13 protein-coding genes are annotated in these 17,421 nt (G+C 72.0%); 9 read left to right on the top strand and 4 right to left on the bottom strand.

Annotation, left to right across the window (positions count from 1 at the left end; all coding sequences use genetic code 11):
* Positions 1 to 208 precede the first annotated feature (208 nt).
* From ACIPFH_RS25770 to ACIPFH_RS25750, 5 genes are all read left to right on the top strand, one after another.
* Positions 209 to 688 carry a DUF6099 family protein gene (locus ACIPFH_RS25770; protein ID WP_401829829.1) on the top strand — a complete coding sequence of 160 codons (480 nt, stop codon included), beginning with the start codon at positions 209 to 211 and terminating at the stop codon, positions 686 to 688.
* Positions 689 to 869: 181 nt separating this feature from the next.
* Complete coding sequence (locus tag ACIPFH_RS25765) at positions 870 to 1,793, top strand: LLM class F420-dependent oxidoreductase (protein WP_401829828.1); 924 nt, start codon at positions 870 to 872, stop codon at positions 1,791 to 1,793.
* A 220-nt stretch (positions 1,794 to 2,013) separates the two neighbouring features.
* Entirely contained in the window at positions 2,014 to 2,964 is a 951-nt protein-coding gene (locus ACIPFH_RS25760) for a DUF4232 domain-containing protein (RefSeq protein WP_401829825.1), read from the top strand.
* Positions 2,965 to 3,568: 604 nt separating this feature from the next.
* Positions 3,569 to 5,032 (top strand): 3' terminal RNA ribose 2'-O-methyltransferase Hen1, encoded by a 1,464-nt coding sequence (locus ACIPFH_RS25755; protein ID WP_401829824.1) that lies wholly within the window; start codon positions 3,569 to 3,571, stop codon positions 5,030 to 5,032.
* Entirely contained in the window at positions 5,029 to 7,611 is a 2,583-nt protein-coding gene (locus ACIPFH_RS25750; RefSeq protein ID WP_401829821.1) for a polynucleotide kinase-phosphatase, read from the top strand. The genes ACIPFH_RS25755 and ACIPFH_RS25750 overlap by 4 nt, the downstream gene beginning before the upstream one ends.
* A 167-nt stretch (positions 7,612 to 7,778) precedes the next feature.
* Here ACIPFH_RS25750 and ACIPFH_RS25745 read toward each other — a convergent pair whose 3' ends face one another.
* Entirely contained in the window at positions 7,779 to 8,690 is a 912-nt protein-coding gene (locus tag ACIPFH_RS25745; RefSeq protein WP_401829819.1) for a hypothetical protein, read from the bottom strand.
* On the bottom strand, positions 8,687 to 9,856 hold the full coding sequence (locus tag ACIPFH_RS25740; protein WP_401829817.1) for an SPFH domain-containing protein: 1,170 nt from the start codon (positions 9,854 to 9,856) through the stop codon (positions 8,687 to 8,689). Before ACIPFH_RS25740 ends, ACIPFH_RS25745 begins: the two co-directional genes overlap by 4 nt.
* A gap of 173 nt (positions 9,857 to 10,029) precedes the next feature.
* Here ACIPFH_RS25740 and ACIPFH_RS25735 point away from each other — a divergent pair, with 173 nt between their 5' ends.
* Both ACIPFH_RS25735 and argF read left to right on the top strand, forming a co-directional pair.
* Positions 10,030 to 11,253: an arginine deiminase gene (locus tag ACIPFH_RS25735; RefSeq protein ID WP_356249181.1), complete on the top strand. Its 1,224-nt coding sequence runs from the start codon at positions 10,030 to 10,032 to the stop codon at positions 11,251 to 11,253.
* 110 nt (positions 11,254 to 11,363) lie between these two features.
* Positions 11,364 to 12,377, top strand: a complete 1,014-nt coding sequence (argF, locus tag ACIPFH_RS25730) for an ornithine carbamoyltransferase (protein WP_401829814.1) — start codon at positions 11,364 to 11,366, stop codon at positions 12,375 to 12,377.
* Positions 12,378 to 12,580: 203 nt separating this feature from the next.
* On the opposite strand, the gene ACIPFH_RS25725 is transcribed toward argF, so the two are convergent.
* Positions 12,581 to 13,042: an ATP-binding protein gene (locus ACIPFH_RS25725; RefSeq protein ID WP_356249225.1), complete on the bottom strand. Its 462-nt coding sequence runs from the start codon at positions 13,040 to 13,042 to the stop codon at positions 12,581 to 12,583.
* Positions 13,043 to 13,355: 313 nt separating this feature from the next.
* On the opposite strand from ACIPFH_RS25725, the gene ACIPFH_RS25720 reads away from it, so the two are divergent.
* Positions 13,356 to 14,183, top strand: coding sequence for an enoyl-CoA hydratase family protein (locus tag ACIPFH_RS25720; protein ID WP_401829813.1), 828 nt, complete (start codon positions 13,356 to 13,358; stop codon positions 14,181 to 14,183).
* Positions 14,184 to 14,263: 80 nt separating this feature from the next.
* Positions 14,264 to 16,591 (top strand): bifunctional salicylyl-CoA 5-hydroxylase/oxidoreductase, encoded by a 2,328-nt coding sequence (locus ACIPFH_RS25715; RefSeq protein ID WP_401830228.1) that lies wholly within the window; start codon positions 14,264 to 14,266, stop codon positions 16,589 to 16,591.
* A gap of 1 nt (position 16,592) precedes the next feature.
* On the opposite strand, the gene ACIPFH_RS25710 is transcribed toward ACIPFH_RS25715, so the two are convergent.
* A complete protein-coding gene (locus tag ACIPFH_RS25710; protein ID WP_401829810.1) occupies positions 16,593 to 17,420 on the bottom strand; it encodes a PaaX family transcriptional regulator C-terminal domain-containing protein in 828 nt (275 codons plus the stop codon).
* Between the last annotated feature and the right edge of the window lies 1 nt (position 17,421).

Raw genomic sequence — 17,421 nt, 5'->3', positions numbered from 1 at the left:
CACGGCACCTGGACGCCTCGAACGTGAGTGGCGCGGTCCGTTTTCACTCTCCGCAGTCAACGGGCGGACCGAAATCGATTTGTTGTCCACAGATTTCGGTCTTCCTCTGGCTTTTCGCCCCACAGACCCTCACTCTGGGTAGTGGACTGGTGGAGACGGGTGTTCGGGCGGACGTGCGGCAGCACGTCGGGGCAGACGGGGGCAGCGCATGGACGCGGTGCGGCTCATCCTGACGAGCAGGCGCGCGCTCGCGGGCAGCGGCGAGGGAGCGGGGATACTCGAGGAAGTGTGGCAGGCACAGGCCCTGGCGCAGGCGATCGGCAGTCGCCTCGCCGTCTCGGGCCCGCCCGAACTGCGCGGCGAGGCACTGGGTCTGACCGAACTGGCGGGCAGAGGCTGCGGAGTGCTGGGCGCGCCGGACCTCGACCCAGGCGACCTGCTCGCCGCCCGGCTCACCGAACTGGACGACGCCCGGCAGGCCCTGCTCGATCTGAGCGGCCTGCTCGGCGAGGTCGGCATCGCCCTGGTCGGTCTGGCGAGCTCGGCGGACGACGAGGGCACGTACTGGAAGTGCATGGAGGCCATCGACGCGGCGGACGAGTCCAGGGACCGGGTCCTGGAGATGCTGCGCAAGCTGGCGGCGAGGGAGGAACGGGAGGAGAGGGAGGGCGCCCTGCCGGAAAGGTGAGGACGCCGGGAGAGAGCAGAGAGCGAGCCGAGAGGACCCCGGCCGACGATCACTACGGAGGCCGGTCACCGGGCCGGGCAGCCCCGCACGCACGGCGCTTGCGTTTTTCACCCGGCCGGGGACGGCCGGGGGAGCGGGGACCGGTGGGGTCGTCGAGAACGCCGGAGTGCAGGATGGAGACATGGATCTCCGTATCTTCACCGAGCCCCAGCAGGGGGCGACCTACGACACCCTCCTCACCGTGGCCAAGGCCACCGAGGACCTCGGTTTCGACGCCTTCTTCCGGTCCGACCACTATATGAAGATGGGCGAGGCGAGCGGTCTCCCGGGCCCCACGGACGCCTGGATCACCCTCGCCGGGCTCGCCCGCGAGACCAAGCGCATCCGCCTCGGCACGCTCATGACGGCCGGCACCTTCCGGCTGCCCGGCGTCCTCGCCATCCAGGTCGCGCAGGTGGACCAGATGTCGGGCGGACGCGTGGAACTGGGCCTGGGCGCCGGCTGGTTCGAGGAGGAGCACAAGGCGTACGGCATCCCCTTCCCGAAGGAGAAGATCGGCCGCCTGGAGGAGCAGCTGGAGATCGTCACGGGTCTGTGGGCCACGGAGCTCGGCAAGACCTACGACTTCCACGGCACGTACTACGACCTCACCAACTCGCCCGCGCTGCCCAAGCCCGCGCAGGCGAAGATCCCGGTGCTGATCGGCGGCACCGGCGCGACCCGCACGCCGCGGCTGGCCGCCCGGTTCGCCGACGAGTTCAACATGCCGTTCGGCACGGTCGAGGACAGTGAGCGCCAGTTCGGCCGGGTACGGGCAGCCGCGGAGGAGATCGGCCGGTCAGCCGACGCCATCACCTTCTCGAACGCCCTCGTCGTCTGCGTCGGCAAGGACGATCAGGAACTCGCCCGGCGCGCCGCCGCGATCGGCCGCGAGGTGGACGAGCTGAAGACCAACGGGCTCGCCGGTTCCCCGGCCGAGGTCGTCGACAAGATCGGCCGTTACGCCGAGACCGGCTCCCGCCGGTTCTACCTCCAGGTCCTCGACCTGCACGACCTGGACCACCTGGAGCTGATCTCCGCCCAGGTGCAGGCGCAGCTGGGCTGACCACGGGGGCGGGAAGGTGGAGAAGGCCGCCGCCGCCGACCGCGCCACCGCCCTCGGTAACACCGAAGGCTCGTCGGCGTGACCGGCCGGCCCGGCTTGGACATCGTGGTCCCCCTTGTCCGGCCGCCCGGGCGCGCCGCCGATCAGCTGTGACACGGCTGTGACCGGAGGTATGGCCTCCGTCACGGTCGGGCGGGCGGGACCTTGATGAGGTGGCCGGATGCGCAGCTCCTTCCCCCTCCTCCCGGCCCTCGCCGCCGTCCTGCTCCTCTCGGCGTGCGGATCGGAACGTGCCGGAACGCAGAACGGCGGCGTCGGCGCGGGCGGTTCGACGCCCCGGACCGAGGTCACCCAGCCCGCGGTGGACGGGGTCCGGATCACCTCGGTGACCGCTCCCTTTGATCCTTCCGCCTCCGCGACCCCCAGCGCGCCCGGCGGCGGACTCGTCAAGGCCGAACGCCTTCCCACCGGGTCGCCCGCCGGCTCCGGCGTCTCGGCCGCCTACGAGGTCACCAACAAGGGTGGCGAAGAGCTGACCTACACCATCCGTTTCGACTTCACGACGAGCGCGGGCGAGGTCGTGAGCAACCAGCGAGTGACCGTGCGGTCGGTGGGCGCCGGTCGGACGGTGCGCGGGACCGTGCGGCCGGAGGCACTCGTGCCGGGAGCGTCGCGAGTGACGACGGTGAAGGTCGGTGAGGTGACCAAGGTCCCGGCGGACGAGGCGCCGGCCGAGGCCGGGGTCTGCCCGCCCTCCGGGGTCCGTGTCACGGCCGACGACGGCGACGCCGCGATGGGGCTGCGCGTCGTGGGACTCGTCCTGGAGAACTGCGGCGAACAGGACTACACCCTGGACGGCTACCCGCAGGTCAGCCTGCTGGACGAGGACCATGAGCCGATCGACGGCGTGTCGGTCCTGAAGGGCAGCGGCGGCATCGCCACCGTCACCGGGTTCGACGACGCGCCCCGGCCCGTCACCTTGAAGCCGGGTGAGCGCGCCAACGCCGGCCTGATGTGGCGCAACACCACCGGCTTCGGCACCGCGGTCGACGTCCCCTACGTCCGGGTGCGCGCCAAGTCCGGCGCCGACCCGGTGATGGTGACCCCCCACCTGGACCTCGGCACCACCGGAAAGCTGGGCGTCAGCCCGTGGCGCAGCGCGGCGCGGTAGCCCTGGGTGAACCGCGGGCGCACCACCCAGGACCGAGCTCGACCAGCCACCCGGTCCGCGCCCACCTGTCTGCCGCCCCCGGGCCAGGCGCTCGACGCGCCGCCCGCCCGGGCACCCGGTCCGCCGCCCGACCGCCCGCTCGCCCGGCTGGGCAGCCGGTCCGCCGCCCGCCCGGTGAGCAGTCGGCCTGGTCCGTTGCCCGGCCGAGTGGGCAATCGTCTGCAGCCCTCGGCCCGGTGCCCGGCGCCGTCCGTCTGCCGCTCGCCCGGCCGGGCGCCCGGTCCGCCGCCCGCCCGGCGAGCAGTCGGCCGGGTCCGTTGCCCGACCGACTGGGCGATCGTCTGCCGCCCCCGCCCCCGCCCCCGCCGGGCGCGCCATCCGTCTGCCGCCCGCCCGGCTGGGCGCCCGGCCGCCGCCTTCGGCCCGGTGCTCCTGCGCTCCGGTCGGTTCGGTGTCCGGTTCGTGGTCTGACCAGCGCCGACGGGGGCCGGTCGGCTGGGAAAATCGCGGGTGGCGCCGGAGCGTTCTCGGTACGTTGTGAGGGCGGGCAAGCGCACGATCAACGTGCTTCCGCTCCCTTTTCCGAACCCACCGAGGCACCCACGTGTTCCTGACGATCAGCACCACCGGCACCCCCGAACGTCCTGCCACCGACCTGGGCTTCCTGCTGCACAAGCATCCCGACAACGCGCAGGCGTTCTCCACCTCCTACGGCAAGGCCCACGTCCTGTATCCCGAGGCCGATGCCGAGCGCTGCACGGCGGCGCTGTTGCTGGAGGTGGACGCCGTGGCGCTGGTCCGGCGGGGCAAGGGCCGGGGCGGTGCTCCGGACGCGGCCCTCGCGCAGTACGTCAACGACCGCCCCTACGCGGCCTCCTCGCTGCTCGCGGTCGCCCTGAGCGGCGTGTTCTCCAGCGCGATGCGCGGCGTGTGCGCGGCGAAGCCCGAACTGCCCGCGCAGACACGTCCGTTGCGTATCGAGGTACCCGCGCTGCCCGCCCGTGGCGGCGCCGACCTCGTACACGGTCTCTTCGAGCCGCTCGGCTGGACGGTACGTGCCGAACCGGTACCCCTTGACACGGAGTTCGCGGAGTGGGGCGACTCGCGGTACGTGAGCCTGGTGCTGGAGTCGGAGACGCTCACCGTCGCCGAGGCCCTGCGCCACCTGTATGTCCTGCTGCCCGTGCTCGACGACGCCAAGCACTACTGGGTCTCCTCCGACGAGGTCGACAAGCTGCTGCGCGCCGGTGAGGGCTGGCTGTCCGACCACCCCCAGCAGAAGCTGATCACGAGCCGCTATCTGTCCCGCCGCTGGTCGCTGACCCGGCAGGCGATGGAGCGGCTGGAGCTCGTCCGGCTCGCCGAGGCCGACGACAGCGAGGTGGAGGAGATCGACAACGCGGTCGAGGCGGAGGCCGAGACGGAGGAGCGTCCGACCCCGCTGGCCGAGCTGCGCCGCGAGGCGATCGTCACGGCGCTCACGGAGGCCGGGGCCGCCCGGGTGCTGGACCTCGGCTGCGGACAGGGTCAGTTGGTGCAGGCGCTGCTGAAGGACCCGCGATTCACCGAGATCGTCGGCGTCGACGTGTCGATGCGCGCGCTCACCATCGCCTCCCGCCGCCTGAAGCTGGACCGCATGGGTGAGCGGCAGGCATCCCGCGTCCAGCTCCTCCAGAGCTCGCTCGCCTACACCGACGCCCGCCTCAAGGGCTATGACGCCGCCGTGCTCAGCGAGGTGATCGAGCACCTCGACCTGCCGAGGCTGCCCGCCCTGGAGTACGCGGTGTTCGGCTCGGCCCGCCCGCGCACGGTCCTGGTGACCACCCCGAACGTCGAGTACAACGTCCGCTGGGAGAGCCTCCCGGCAGGCCATGTCCGGCACGGCGACCACCGCTTCGAGTGGACCCGTGAGGAGTTCCGCGGCTGGGCGGCCACCGTCGCCGAACGGCACGGCTACGCCGTCGGGTTCGTCCCGGTCGGCCTGGACGACCCGGAGGTCGGCCCGCCCACCCAGATGGCCGTCTTCACCATGAGCAGCGTGAACGAGAAGGAGGCGAAGGCAGCATGACCGACACTCAGGTTTCCACGAAGCAGGGCCGTGCACTGCCCGTCACCGACCTCTCCCTCGTCGTGCTGATCGGTGCGTCCGGGTCCGGCAAGTCCACCTTCGCCCGCCGCAACTTCAAGCCCACCGAGGTCATCTCCTCCGACTTCTGCCGAGGTCTGGTCTCCGACGACGAGAACGACCAGAGCGCCACGCGGGACGCGTTCGACGTCCTGCACTACATCGCGGGCAAGCGACTCGCGGCCGGCCGCCGCACCGTGGTCGACGCCACCAACGTGCAGCAGGACGCCCGCCGTCAGCTGATCGACCTGGCCAAGCAGTACGACGTGCTGCCCATCGCCATCGTGCTGGACGTGCCGGAGGAGGTGTGCGCCGAACGCAACGCGGCCCGCACCGACCGGGCCGACATGCCCCGTCGGGTCATCCAGCGCCACACCCGCGAACTCCGCCGCTCGCTGCGCCACCTGGAGCGCGAGGGCTTCCGCAAGGTGCATGTCCTGCGGGGCGTCGAGGACGTCGCGAACGCCACGGTCGTCACCGAGAAGCGCTACAACGACCTGACCCACCTCACCGGCCCCTTCGACATCATCGGCGACATCCACGGCTGCTCCTCCGAACTGGAGTCGCTGCTCGGCAAGTTGGGCTATGCCGACGGCGTCCACCCGGCGGGCAGGCAGGCCGTGTTCGTCGGCGACCTGGTCGACCGGGGCCCGGACAGCCCGGGCGTCCTGCGCCGCGTGATGACGATGGTCGAGTCGGGCAACGCCCTCTGTGTGCCGGGCAACCACGAGAACAAGTTCGGCCGTCATCTGCGGGGTCGCAACGTCCAGCACACCCACGGACTGGCCGAGACCATCGAGCAGATGGAGGGCGAGAGCGAGGAGTTCCGCACCCAGGTACGGGAATTCATCGCGGGCCTCGTCAGCCACTACGTCCTCGACGGCGGCAGGCTCGTGGTCTGCCACGCGGGCCTGCCGGAGAAGTACCACGGCCGCACCTCCGGCCGCGTCCGCTCGCACGCGCTGTACGGCGACACCACCGGCGAGACGGACGAGTTCGGCCTGCCGGTGCGCTACCCGTGGGCGGAGGACTACCGGGGCCGTGCGGCGGTGGTCTACGGCCACACGCCCGTCCCGCAGGCCACCTGGCTCAACAACACCATCTGCCTGGACACCGGTGCCGTCTTCGGCGGCAAGCTGACCGCGCTGCGCTGGCCGGAACGCGAACTGGTCGACGTACCGGCGGAGCAGGTCTGGTACGAGCCGACGAAGCCGCTGCGTTCCGAGGCGCCCGGCGGACACGACGGCCGTCCGCTGGACCTGGCGGACGTGCACGGCCGACGCGTCGTCGAAACCCGGTACGAGGGCCACGACCGTGTCACCATCCGCGAGGAGAACGCGGCCGCGGCCCTGGAGGTCATCAGCCGGTTCGCGGTGGATCCGCGGCTGCTGCCGTACCTTCCGCCGACGATGGCGCCGACGGCCACCTCGCAGGTCGAGGGCTATCTGGAGCACCCGGCGGAGGCGTTCGCGCAGTACGCGCGGGACGGTGTCGCGCGGGTCGTGTGCGAGGAGAAGCACATGGGCTCGAGGGCGGTGGCCCTGGTGTGCCGGGACGCGGAAGCGGCGCGCAGGCACTTCGGGGTGGACGGCCCCACCGGATCCCTCTACACCCGCACGGGCCGCCCGTTCTTCGACGACGAGACCGTCACGGAGGAGATCCTCGGGCGTATCCGGACGGCGGTGGACGAGGCGGGTCTCTGGACGGAGGCGGCTGCACCCGGCGGCGCCTCCGGCGCGGTGGACTGGATCCTGCTGGACGCCGAGCTGCTGCCCTGGTCGCTGAAGGCCTCGGGTCTCCTCCGTTCGCAGTACGCGGCCGTGGGCGCCGCGTCCGGTGCGGTGTTCCCGGGCGCCCTGTCCGCCCTGGAGCGCGCGGCGGCCAGGGGCGTCGACGTCGGGGACCTCCTCGCCCGCCAGCGTGAACGCGCGTCGGACGCGGCCGCGTTCACGCAGGCGTACCGCCGTTACTGCTGGACGACGGACGGCCTGGACGGCGTACGGCTGGCCCCGTTCCAGATCCTCGCGGTCCAGGGGCGCAGCCTCGCCGACCTGCCGCACGACGAGCAGCTGTCGCTCATCGACCGGCTGGTGGAACACGACAACACAGGTCTGCTCCAGACGACCCGGCGTCTGTACGTCGACACGGCCGACGCCGAGTCGGTCCGGGCCGGTGTCGACTGGTGGCTGGAGATGACGGGCCGAGGCGGCGAGGGCATGGTCGTCAAGCCGCTGGGCGCCCTGGTCGGCAGCGCACAGGGCCGGCTGGTCCAGCCCGGCATCAAGTGCCGGGGCCGCGAGTACCTCCGGATCATCTACGGCCCGGAGTACACCCGCCCCGACAACCTGACCCGTCTGCGCGGCCGCTTCCTCAACCACAAGCGGTCGCTGGCGATCCGCGAGTACGCCCTCGGCCTGGAGGCCCTGGCCCGGCTGGCGGAGGGCGAGCCGCTGTGGCGCGTCCACGAGGCGGTGTTCGGGGTCCTGGCCCTGGAGTCGGAGCCGGTGGACCCGCGGCTGTGAGACGGCAGCCGGTCCGTGCCGTCGGCACGGACCGGTCCCGGACGGGCTGTGCCCGCCGATCCCGGACGACCGCTGTGCCCCGCCGGTCCCGGACCATGTGAAACGCGGTGGCGCGGACGGGCGGGACCGTGTGGCCGTGCGGTCCGTGGGCACCTCGCGGGCGTGGCTCATCCGACGAGCCGCAGGGCCGTCTCCGCTCTTCCGACCCGTACCCGCTGTCCCCACGTCAGTTCCACCGCGTCGCTCTCGATCCCGTCGCCGAAGGCGATGAGGCGTTCCGACTCGACGGTGAGGGTCAGACGGCCGCCGGCCGGCAGCTCGCCCGCGACCAGGGAGGTGCCGGTCGCCGGAGACGGCCACGCCTCCCGTACGAACCACACCAGCCGGTCCTCCGTCGGACCCGGCAGCCGCGGGCCGACGTCACCGCCGCCACCCCGCTCCTGCCACACCGAGCGGATCCATCCGGTCGCTCCCGTGCCCGTTCCCACCAGCACTCCGGAAGAGGCCTGGGCCTCGACGGCACCCCCGTCGTCGTCGAGGCCCAGGCGGTAGCGGGCGGTCTGGTGTCCTGCGGCGCCCAGATAGATCTCGTTGAGGGCCAGCAGCCGCTGCGTGTCGTCGGCGACCGCCTCCACCATGGTCAGCTCGGCCGTGCCGGTGCCGGCCGCGAGTACGGCGGGCAGCAGCAGCCGGGCGTCCGCAGGACGGTGGCGGACCAGGACGCCCGGATTGCGGCCGGGGTCGGTGTCGATGCCGATCACCGGCTGACCGGCCAGGTACTTGGCGACGTTCGCCACGAGTCCGTCCTGGCCGACGACGAGCACCACGTCCTCGGGAGCGAAGAGGAAGCGGTCCAAGTCCCTCCGTTCGACCCGTGTCTGACGCCATGTCAGCGGAATGGCCGCCGTCACCTCCGCCAGGGCGTGCCTGGTGCGCCGGTGGCGTTCGGCGACCTCCTCGATGTCCCGGCCCCGGGAGGAGAGGAAGAAGGCGGCCTGGCCGTGGGTGCCGTGCCGGGCCACCAACTCCTCGTACTCCGTCGTGCGGTGGACCAGCACGGCCCGCGGGGCGAGGCTCATTCCCGTTCCCCGGCGCCGAGCCTCGACAGGAGCCCGGTGAGGACGTCGGGCGAGACCGTCACGCTGTCGATGCGCGGCAGGTTCTCCGCGAGGCGCGACCCGGTGAGGGCGTGCAGGGTCGCCACGTCGACGTCCGCGTGCACCCGCAGCCAGGCCGCCTGTGCCTGGGCCCGCGCCTCGCCGAGCTCGCGCGCGGCCTGCGCCTCGGCATGGGCGAGCTGGACCGAGCGGGCGGCTTCGGCCTCCGCGAGCCGGACCGTGCGCGCCGCTTCCACCCCGGTCAGCCGCTCCGTGCGCCGGGCCTCGGCCTCCGCCAGCCGCACCTGCGTCGCGGCCTCGGCCTCGGCCAGCTTCACCGAGCGTGCCGCCTCCGCCTCCGCGAGCCGCACGGACCGGGTCGCCTCCGCCTCCGCCCGCACCTTGTCCGCCGCCGCGTTCTCCTCGGCCTCCCGGCGGGCGTTCGTACCGCGCTGCTCGACCAACTGCTCCTCGCGCCGGGCCAGTTCGATCTTGCTGGCGAGTTCGTTCTCGGCGATCGTCCGTTCCCGCTCGACGGCCACCGCCCGCCGTTCGTACGTGGCCCGGTCGGCCTCCTGCTGGATCAGCTCGCGCGCCGGGGTGCGCAGCGCCCGCTCCACCTCCGGCTCCGGGCGCAGGGCGACGACCCGCACGGCCACGATCTCGATGCCCGTGGCCGGCAGCCGCGGCTCCGCCGCCAGCCCCGCCGCGACCCGCTCCCGGACCGACGTCACACCGTCGACCAGCGCCGACGACAGCGACGTACGCGCGAGGACGTCCAGCGCGTGCTGCTGTGCCGTCTCGGTGAGCAGTGTGCCGAGCTGTTCCAGGGGCGCACTGCGCCACACGCCCGTGTCCGGGTCGATGGAGAAGTCGAGGCGGGCGGCCGCGACGGCCGGGTCGCTGACCCGGTAGGTCACCGTCGCCTGCACCGCCACATCCTGGAAGTCGACGGTGCGGGCGTGGAAGGTCATCGCCAACTCGCGGTCGTCCACCGGCACTTCGGAGAGCGCGGCGCTCAGCGAGCGGAACCAGAAGCTCAGCCCCGGTCCGTCGTGCGCCAGCTTGCCGGAGCGGTGGTGGCGCACATGCGCCGTCGGAGCGCCGCGCAGATGGCGCCAGCCCAGGCGCCGGGTGATGTCGGCCATGAGAGACCCCCCTCGGTCCTTTCTCGTCAGTACGACGATAAGTGAACGATAGCCTTCGCTCCCCTTGTCGTCAAGAGGACGAGAACGCCGGGAGGGGGTGAGGGGCGAAACAAGCTGGTTAGGAAACGGTCCGGTAGGGGGTGAAGGTGGTCCCCGATGGTCAGGATGGAGGCATGGGATTCCATGTCGACTCCGAGGCCGGGCGGCTGCGCCGCGTCATCCTGCACCGGCCGGATCTCGAGCTCAAAAGGCTCACGCCCAGCAACAAGGACGCTCTTCTCTTCGACGACGTGCTGTGGGTGCGCCGGGCGCGCGCCGAGCACGACGGGTTCGCCGACGTGCTGCGCGACCGGGGTGTCGCCGTGCACCTCTTCGGCGATCTGCTCACCGAGGCCCTGGAGATCCCGGCGGCCCGAGCGCTCGTCCTGGACCGTGTCTTCGACGAGAAGGAGTACGGGGTGCTCGCCACCGACCACCTCCGCGCCGCCTTCGAGACGCTTCCCGCCCCGCAACTGGTGGAGGCCCTCGTCGGTGGCATGACCAAGCGCGAGTTCCTGGAAGCGCACCCCGAGCCGACCTCCGTGCGCTTCCATGTCATGGACCTCGACGACTTCCTCCTCGACCCGCTCCCCAACCACCTCTTCACCCGTGACACCTCCGCCTGGATCTACGACGGCGTCGCCATCAACGCCATGCGCTGGCCTGCCCGGCAGCGCGAGACGGTCCATTTCGAGGCGATCTACCGGCATCACCCCCTGTTCCGCGGTGAGACGTTCCGCGTCTGGTCCGAGGGGCAGGCCGACTATCCGTCCACCATCGAGGGCGGTGACGTCCTCGTCATCGGCAACGGCGCCGTGCTGATCGGCATGAGCGAGCGCACCACCCCGCAGGCCGTCGAGATGCTCGCCCACAAACTGTTCGCGGCGGGCTCGGCCGAGACCATCGTGGCCCTCGACATGCCGAAGCGGCGTGCCTTCATGCACCTCGACACCGTGATGACCATGGTCGACCGCGACATCTTCACCCAGTACGCGGGCCTGGGCATGCTGCGCTCGTACACCATCGAACCGGGCGTCGGCGAGAAGGAGTTGAAGGTCACCGACCACCCGCCGGAGCACATGCACCGCGCGATCGCCGCGGCCCTCGGTCTGAGCGAGATCCGGGTGCTCACCGCCACCCAGGACGTCCACGCGGCCGAACGCGAGCAGTGGGACGACGGCTGCAACGTCCTCGCCGTGGAGCCGGGAGTCGTCGTCGCCTACGAGCGCAACGTCACCACCAACACCCATCTGCGCAAGCAGGGCATCGAAGTGATCGAGATTCCGGGCAGCGAGCTGGGCCGGGGGAGGGGGGGACCGCGCTGCATGAGCTGCCCGGTCGAACGGAGTGCCGTATAGGCGTACGGATGTCTGTATAAAAATGCTGCGGGTCGTATAGACTTCCGAGGGTCCCTGCCACCGCAGTCCTGTGCACTGCGTTACTTCACCGCACTTCTGGAGCGACCCCCATGGCGACAGTCCCGACCGCCCTCGCCGGCCGCCACTTCCTCAAGGAGCTGGACTTCACCGAGGAGGAGTTCCGCGGCCTGATCGAGCTGGCGGCCGAGCTCAAGGCCGCCAAGAAGGCCGGGACCGAGGTCCAGCACCTGCGCGGCAGGAACATCGCCCTGATCTTCGAGAAGACCTCGACGCGCACCCGCTGCGCGTTCGAGGTCGCCGCCGCCGACCAGGGCGCCTCGACCACGTACCTCGACCCCTCCGGCTCCCAGATCGGCCACAAGGAGTCCGTGAAGGACACCGCCCGGGTGCTGGGGCGGATGTACGACGGCATCGAGTACCGCGGGGACAGCCAGCACAAGGTCGAGGAGCTCGCCGCCCACGCGGGCGTGCCCGTCTACAACGGTCTCACCGACGACTGGCACCCCACCCAGATGCTCGCCGACGTGCTCACGATGACCGAGCACTGCGGCAAGAACCTCGCCGACGAGGCGTTCGTCCTCGCCTACCTCGGCGACGCCCGCTTCAACATGGGCAACTCCTACCTGGTCACCGGCGCTCTGCTCGGCATGGACGTCCGTATCGTCGCGCCCAAGGAGTACTGGCCCGGTGACGAGGTGATCGCACAGGCCCGCAAGCTCGCCGAGGGTTCCGGAGCCGCGATCCTGCTCACCGAGGACCTCGCCGAGGGCGTGGCCGGCGCCGACTTCGTCGCCACCGACGTGTGGGTCTCCATGGGCGAGCCCAAGGAGGTCTGGGACGAGCGGATCGCCGCCCTCGGCCCGTACGCCGTGACCATGGACGTCCTGCGCGCCACCGGCAACCCGGACGTCAAGTTCCTGCACTGCCTGCCGGCCTTCCACGACCTCGGCACCGAGGTCGGCCGCGAGATCCACGAGCGCCACGGCCTGGACTCCCTCGAGGTGACGGACGAGGTGTTCGAGTCGGCCCACTCGGTCGTCTTCGACGAGGCGGAGAACCGCCTGCACACGATCAAGGCCGTACTCGTGGCAACGCTCGCCTGAGCGGCCCCACGACGAGGAAGGCCCCCGCCCCGCGACCGCCGTCGGCATCGCGGTGATCGCCGCACGGCCGACGAGGGTCACGCCGTGCGACGCGGGGCCCGGCGTGGGTCACGCCCGGCGACGCGGGGCCCGGCGAGGGTCACGCCCGACGACGCGGGTCACGCCGTGCGACGCCGGGCCCGGCGAGGCCGAGCGGGCCGTCGTCAGGCCGGGTGCGGACGCCACTGCTGCGGAACGGCGGCCAGCCGGAACCACACGGCTTTGCCCTGCTCGGTGGGCCGGTGCCCGCAGGACGAGCTGAGGGCGCGGATCAGCAGCAGCCCGCGCCCGTGCTCCTGCCAGGGGTCGGGCTCCTCCCCGGAGGGGCGGGTGAGATCGCCGGGCGGCACCGGGTCGGCATCGTGCACCTCGACCCGGCAGCCGGTCGGCTGAAGCTCCACCACCAGCTCTATCGGCGCGTCCCCCGCGGTGTGCTCCACGGCGTTGGCCACCAGCTCGGCGGTGAGCAGCTCCGCGGTGTCGCTGTCCGCCCCGTGCTTCAGCTCGGCGAGCGCCGTACGGACCAGCGCACGGGCCACCGGCACGGCCGCGGCGGAGTGCGGCAGCGCGATACGCCAGGAGGCGGCCGGCTCGGAGGGGCGTTCGTGCAAGGCGAGTCCGTTCATGGCGCAGGTTCCGGTGATCGACATCAGACGGTCCTGCTTTCAACTTCAGGAATGGTACGGCGGCCTCCGGCAGAGGTGCTCGGCGGGCGCCGCATGGGGCCTTCGGCCCCTGTCCGGTGGCTTACCCGGATCAACGGTTCCGCTTGCGCTCCCGATCCCGTTGTTACCGCGCTATTGACGACCGGTGACGTGTGTGACGAGACCATGTCGTGCGGTGACACAGCGATTCTCCCCGGCCGCTCTATCGCGTACTCATGACGACAGTCACAAGAAGGTGATAACTTCGGAAGCGACTGTCGAGGAGGCCGACCTCATGAGTCCCTTCACCGGCTCCGCCGCCCGCACCTCCGACTGGCACCACCTGCGCGTCGAGCTCACCGACGGCGTCGCGACCGTCACCCTGGCCCGTCCCGAGAAACTCAACGCCCTCACCTTCGGCGCCTACGCCGACCTGCGCGACCTGCTCGCCGAGCTGTCCCGGGAGCGGTCGGTCCGCGTCCTGGTCCTGGCCGGCGAGGGCCGCGGCTTCTGCTCGGGCGGTGACGTCGACGAGATCATCGGCGCCACCCTCGGCATGGACACCGCCGGACTCCTCGACTTCAACCGGATGACCGGCCAGGTCGTGCGCGCCGTACGGGAGTGCCCGTTCCCCGTGATCGCGGCCGTGCACGGCGTGGCAGCGGGCGCCGGCGCCGTCCTCGCCCTGGCCGCGGACTTCCGGATCGCCGACCCCAGCGCCCGCTTCGTGTTCCTCTTCACCCGCGTCGGCCTCTCCGGCGGCGACATGGGCGCCGCCTACCTGCTGCCCCGGGTGGTGGGCCTCGGCCACGCCACCCGGCTGCTCATGCTCGGCGAACCGGTCCGCGCCCCCGAGGCCGAGCGCATCGGCCTGATCAGCGAACTGACGGACGAGGGCCGGTCCGACGAGGCCGCCCAGGCACTCGCCCGCCGCCTGGCCGACGGCCCGGCCCTGGCGTACGCCCAGACGAAGGCCCTGCTGACGGCCGAGCTGGACATGCCCCTGGCGGCGGCGGTGGAACTGGACGCCGCGACCCAGGCCCTGCTGATGAACGGCGAGGACTACGCGGAGTTCCACGCGGCGTTCAAGGAGAAGCGCCCTCCGAAGTGGAGGGGACGGTAGACGTGGCAGCCGACGTGCGTGGATCGCCCCCGGGGGCGCGGGACAGTGTCGACAAGGGGCTCCGCGGCGAGGCGCGACCGGTGGCGGTGCACCCGCAGCCGCCCGAATCGGCCCGACGTCCCCTACGAGTCGCGATCATCGGCGGCGGCCCCGGCGGCCTCTACGCGGCGGCCCTGCTCAAGCGCCTCGACCCCGCCCGCGAGATCACCCTCTGGGAACGCAACGCGCCCGACGACACCTTCGGGTTCGGAGTCGTCCTCTCCGACGAGACCCTCGGCGGCATCGAACACGCCGACCCGCAGGTCTACGCGGCCCTCCAGCAGGGCTTCGTCCGCTGGGACGACATCGACATCGTGCACCGCGGCGCCCGGCACACCTCCACCGGGCACGGATTCGCCGCCCTCGGCCGACGCGGACTCCTGGAGATCCTTCACGACCGCTGCCGCTCCCTCGGCGTCGACCTGCGCTTTCGCACCGAGGCGCCCGGTCCCGCACGGCTGGCGGAGGACTACGACCTCGTCATTGCCGCCGACGGTGTGCACAGCACCACCCGCGAGACGTACGCGCACGTGTTCCGCCCCCATATGGCCGGCCACCACTGCCGATACATCTGGCTCGCCGCGGACTTCGCCTTCGACGCGTTCCGTTTCGAGATCGCCGAGACCCCGCACGGCGTGATGCAACTGCACGGCTACCCCTACGCTGCCGACGCCTCGACCGTGATCGTCGAGATGCGCGAGGAGGTGTGGCGGGCAGCGGGTCTCGACGAACTCGACGAGCAGGAGTCGGTCGAGCGCTGCGCCAAGATCTTCGCGGACGCCCTCGGCGGACGCTCCCTCAAGTCCAACAACTCCACCTGGACCACGTTCCGTACCGTCGTCAACGAACGCTGGTCGCACGGCAACGTCGTCCTGCTGGGCGACGCCGCGCACACGGCCCACTTCTCCATCGGCTCGGGCACCAAGCTCGCCGTCGAGGACGCCCTGGCGCTGGCGTCCTGTCTGCACGAACACCCCGATACAAGCGGCGCGTTGACCGCCTACGAGGAGGAGCGCAGACCCGTCGTCGCCTCCACCCAGCGGGCCGCCCGCGCCAGCCTGGAGTGGTTCGAGAACGTCTGCCTCTACCTCGACCAGCCACCCCGCAGGTTCGCCTTCAACCTGCTCACCCGCAGCCGCCGGGTCACCCACGAGAACCTGCGGCTGCGCGATCCCCGCTTCACCGAGGCCGTGGAGCGGGAGGCCGGCTGTCCGCCCGGGACGCCCCCGATGTTCACCCCGTTCCGGCTGCGCGGCCTGACCCTGCGCAACCGGGTCGTCGTCTCGCCCATGGACATGTACTCCGCCACCGACGGCCTCCCCGGCGACTTCCACCTCGTCCACCTCGGCGCCCGCGCGCTCGGCGGAGCCGGACTGGTGATGACCGAGATGGTGTGCGTGTCGGCCCAGGGGCGCATCACGCCCGGCTGCGCCGGCCTCTACACCGGCCGGCAGGCCGAAGCCTGGCGGCGCATCACCGACTTCGTGCACGACCGGGCGCCGGGCACCGCGATCGGCGTGCAACTCGGCCACTCCGGGCGCAAGGGATCGACGAAACCGATGTGGGAGGGCATGGACGAACCGCTGCCCGACGGCAACTGGCCGCTCGTGGCGGCTTCCCCGCTGCCGTACGGGCCGGACAGCCAGCTGCCCCGGGAGCTAACCCGAGCCCAACTCACCGATTTGCGCCAGGAGTTCGCCGCCGCCGCCGCCCGGGCCGCCCGGTCCGGCTTCGACCTCCTCGAGCTGCACTGCGCTCACGGGTACCTACTGTCCGGCTTCCTCTCCCCGCTGACCAACCGCCGCACGGACGCCTACGGAGGCTCGCTCGCCGAGCGGCTGCGGTTCCCGCTGGAGGTCTTCGACGCGGTCCGTGCGGTATGGCCGGAGGAACGACCCATGACCGTCCGCATCTCCGCCACCGACTGGGCCCGGGGCGGCACTTCGGCCGACGACGCCGTCGAGATCGCCCGTGCCTTCGCGGCGCACGGCGCCGACGCGATCGACGTGTCGACCGGACAGGTGGTGGCCGAGGAACGCCCCGAGTTCGGACGCTCGTACCAGACGCCGTTCGCGGACCGGATCCGGCACGAGGCGAAGGTGCCCGTGATCGCGGTCGGCGCCATCTCCTCCTGGGACGACGTCAACTCGCTGATCCTGGCCGGTCGTACCGACCTCTGCGCCCTGGCCAGGCCCCACCTCTACGACCCGAACTGGACCCTGCACGCGGCCGCGGAGCAGGGCTACACCGGACCGGGCGCCGACTGGCCCGCCCCCTACCGGGCAGGCAGCCGTCCCCCGCGCACCGGCCGCACGGACCTGCCCGGGTCGGGGAGGGCCGGTCGGCGGCCCTGGGGTTCGACCGGGTGACTCACGGTGCGTCCGGGGTCACCCCGGCGAACTCCGCGCCCGCGTCCCGCAGGCGCTCGTGCAGCCCCTGGAACACGGCGGCCGAGCGGGTACCCGGCCAGTCCTCCGGCAGCAGACGGGCGGGCAGGCCGGGGTCGGTGTAGGGCAGGTGGCGCCAGGAGTCCAGGGCGAGGAGGTAGTCGCGGTACGCCTCCTCCGGCGGGGTCTCCGTACGCTGCCGCCAGGCGTGCAGCACGCGCGCGTGGGCGTCGAGGAACGTCTCGTGTTCCTTGGCGATGGCCGCCAGGTCCCACCAGCGGGCGACGGACTCGACGGTCGGCGAGAAGCCGAGGTGCTCGCCGCGGAAGAGGTCGACGTACGGGTCGAGACGCAGCCGCTGGAGGGTGTGCCGGGTCTCGTCGTGCAGTCGTGCCGGCGCGATCCACACGCCGGGTGCGGCGGTCCCGAATCCCAGGCCCGCGAGCCGCGACCGCAGCACGTGCCGCCTCTGACGCTCCGACTCGGGCACGGAGAACACCGCCAGCACCCAGCCCTCGTCCGCGGGCGGCGTCGTGGCATAGATGCGCCGGTCGCCGTCGTCGAGCAACTGCCTTGCCTCGCCGGACAGCTCGTACCCGGCCGCGCCCTGCGCCGTACGGGCCGGCAGCAGCAGCCCGCGCCGCTTCAGCCGGGACACCGAGGAGCGCACGGAGGGCGCGTCGACACCGACCGCGGCGAGCAGCCGGATCAGCTCGGCGACGGGCACCGGGCCCGGCGCGAAGCGGCCGTACGCGCCGTAGAGCGTGACGATGAGAGACCGGGGTGCGGGCTGATCGGACACGTTGATCATC

The sequence above is a fragment of the Streptomyces sp. NPDC088157 genome (assembly GCF_044741545.1).
Lineage (GTDB): Bacteria > Actinomycetota > Actinomycetes > Streptomycetales > Streptomycetaceae > Streptomyces.
This window is presented reverse-complemented; position numbering and strand designations above follow the sequence as displayed.

Bases quoted from the DNA above. Each gene is read 5' to 3' on its own strand.
- ACIPFH_RS25770 (WP_401829829.1), top strand. From the start codon at position 209: ATGGACGCGGTGCGGCTCATCCTGACGAGCAGGCGCGCGCTCGCGGGC.
- ACIPFH_RS25725 (WP_356249225.1), bottom strand. From the start codon at position 13,042: ATGAACGGACTCGCCTTGCACGAACGCCCCTCCGAGCCGGCCGCCTCC.
- ACIPFH_RS25760 (WP_401829825.1), top strand. From the start codon at position 2,014: ATGCGCAGCTCCTTCCCCCTCCTCCCGGCCCTCGCCGCCGTCCTGCTC.
- argF (WP_401829814.1), top strand. From the start codon at position 11,364: ATGGCGACAGTCCCGACCGCCCTCGCCGGCCGCCACTTCCTCAAGGAG.
- ACIPFH_RS25750 (WP_401829821.1), top strand. From the start codon at position 5,029: ATGACCGACACTCAGGTTTCCACGAAGCAGGGCCGTGCACTGCCCGTC.
- ACIPFH_RS25740 (WP_401829817.1), bottom strand. From the start codon at position 9,856: ATGGCCGACATCACCCGGCGCCTGGGCTGGCGCCATCTGCGCGGCGCT.
- ACIPFH_RS25720 (WP_401829813.1), top strand. From the start codon at position 13,356: ATGAGTCCCTTCACCGGCTCCGCCGCCCGCACCTCCGACTGGCACCAC.
- ACIPFH_RS25745 (WP_401829819.1), bottom strand. From the start codon at position 8,690: ATGAGCCTCGCCCCGCGGGCCGTGCTGGTCCACCGCACGACGGAGTAC.
- ACIPFH_RS25710 (WP_401829810.1), bottom strand. From the start codon at position 17,420: ATGATCAACGTGTCCGATCAGCCCGCACCCCGGTCTCTCATCGTCACG.
- ACIPFH_RS25735 (WP_356249181.1), top strand. From the start codon at position 10,030: ATGGGATTCCATGTCGACTCCGAGGCCGGGCGGCTGCGCCGCGTCATC.
- ACIPFH_RS25765 (WP_401829828.1), top strand. From the start codon at position 870: ATGGATCTCCGTATCTTCACCGAGCCCCAGCAGGGGGCGACCTACGAC.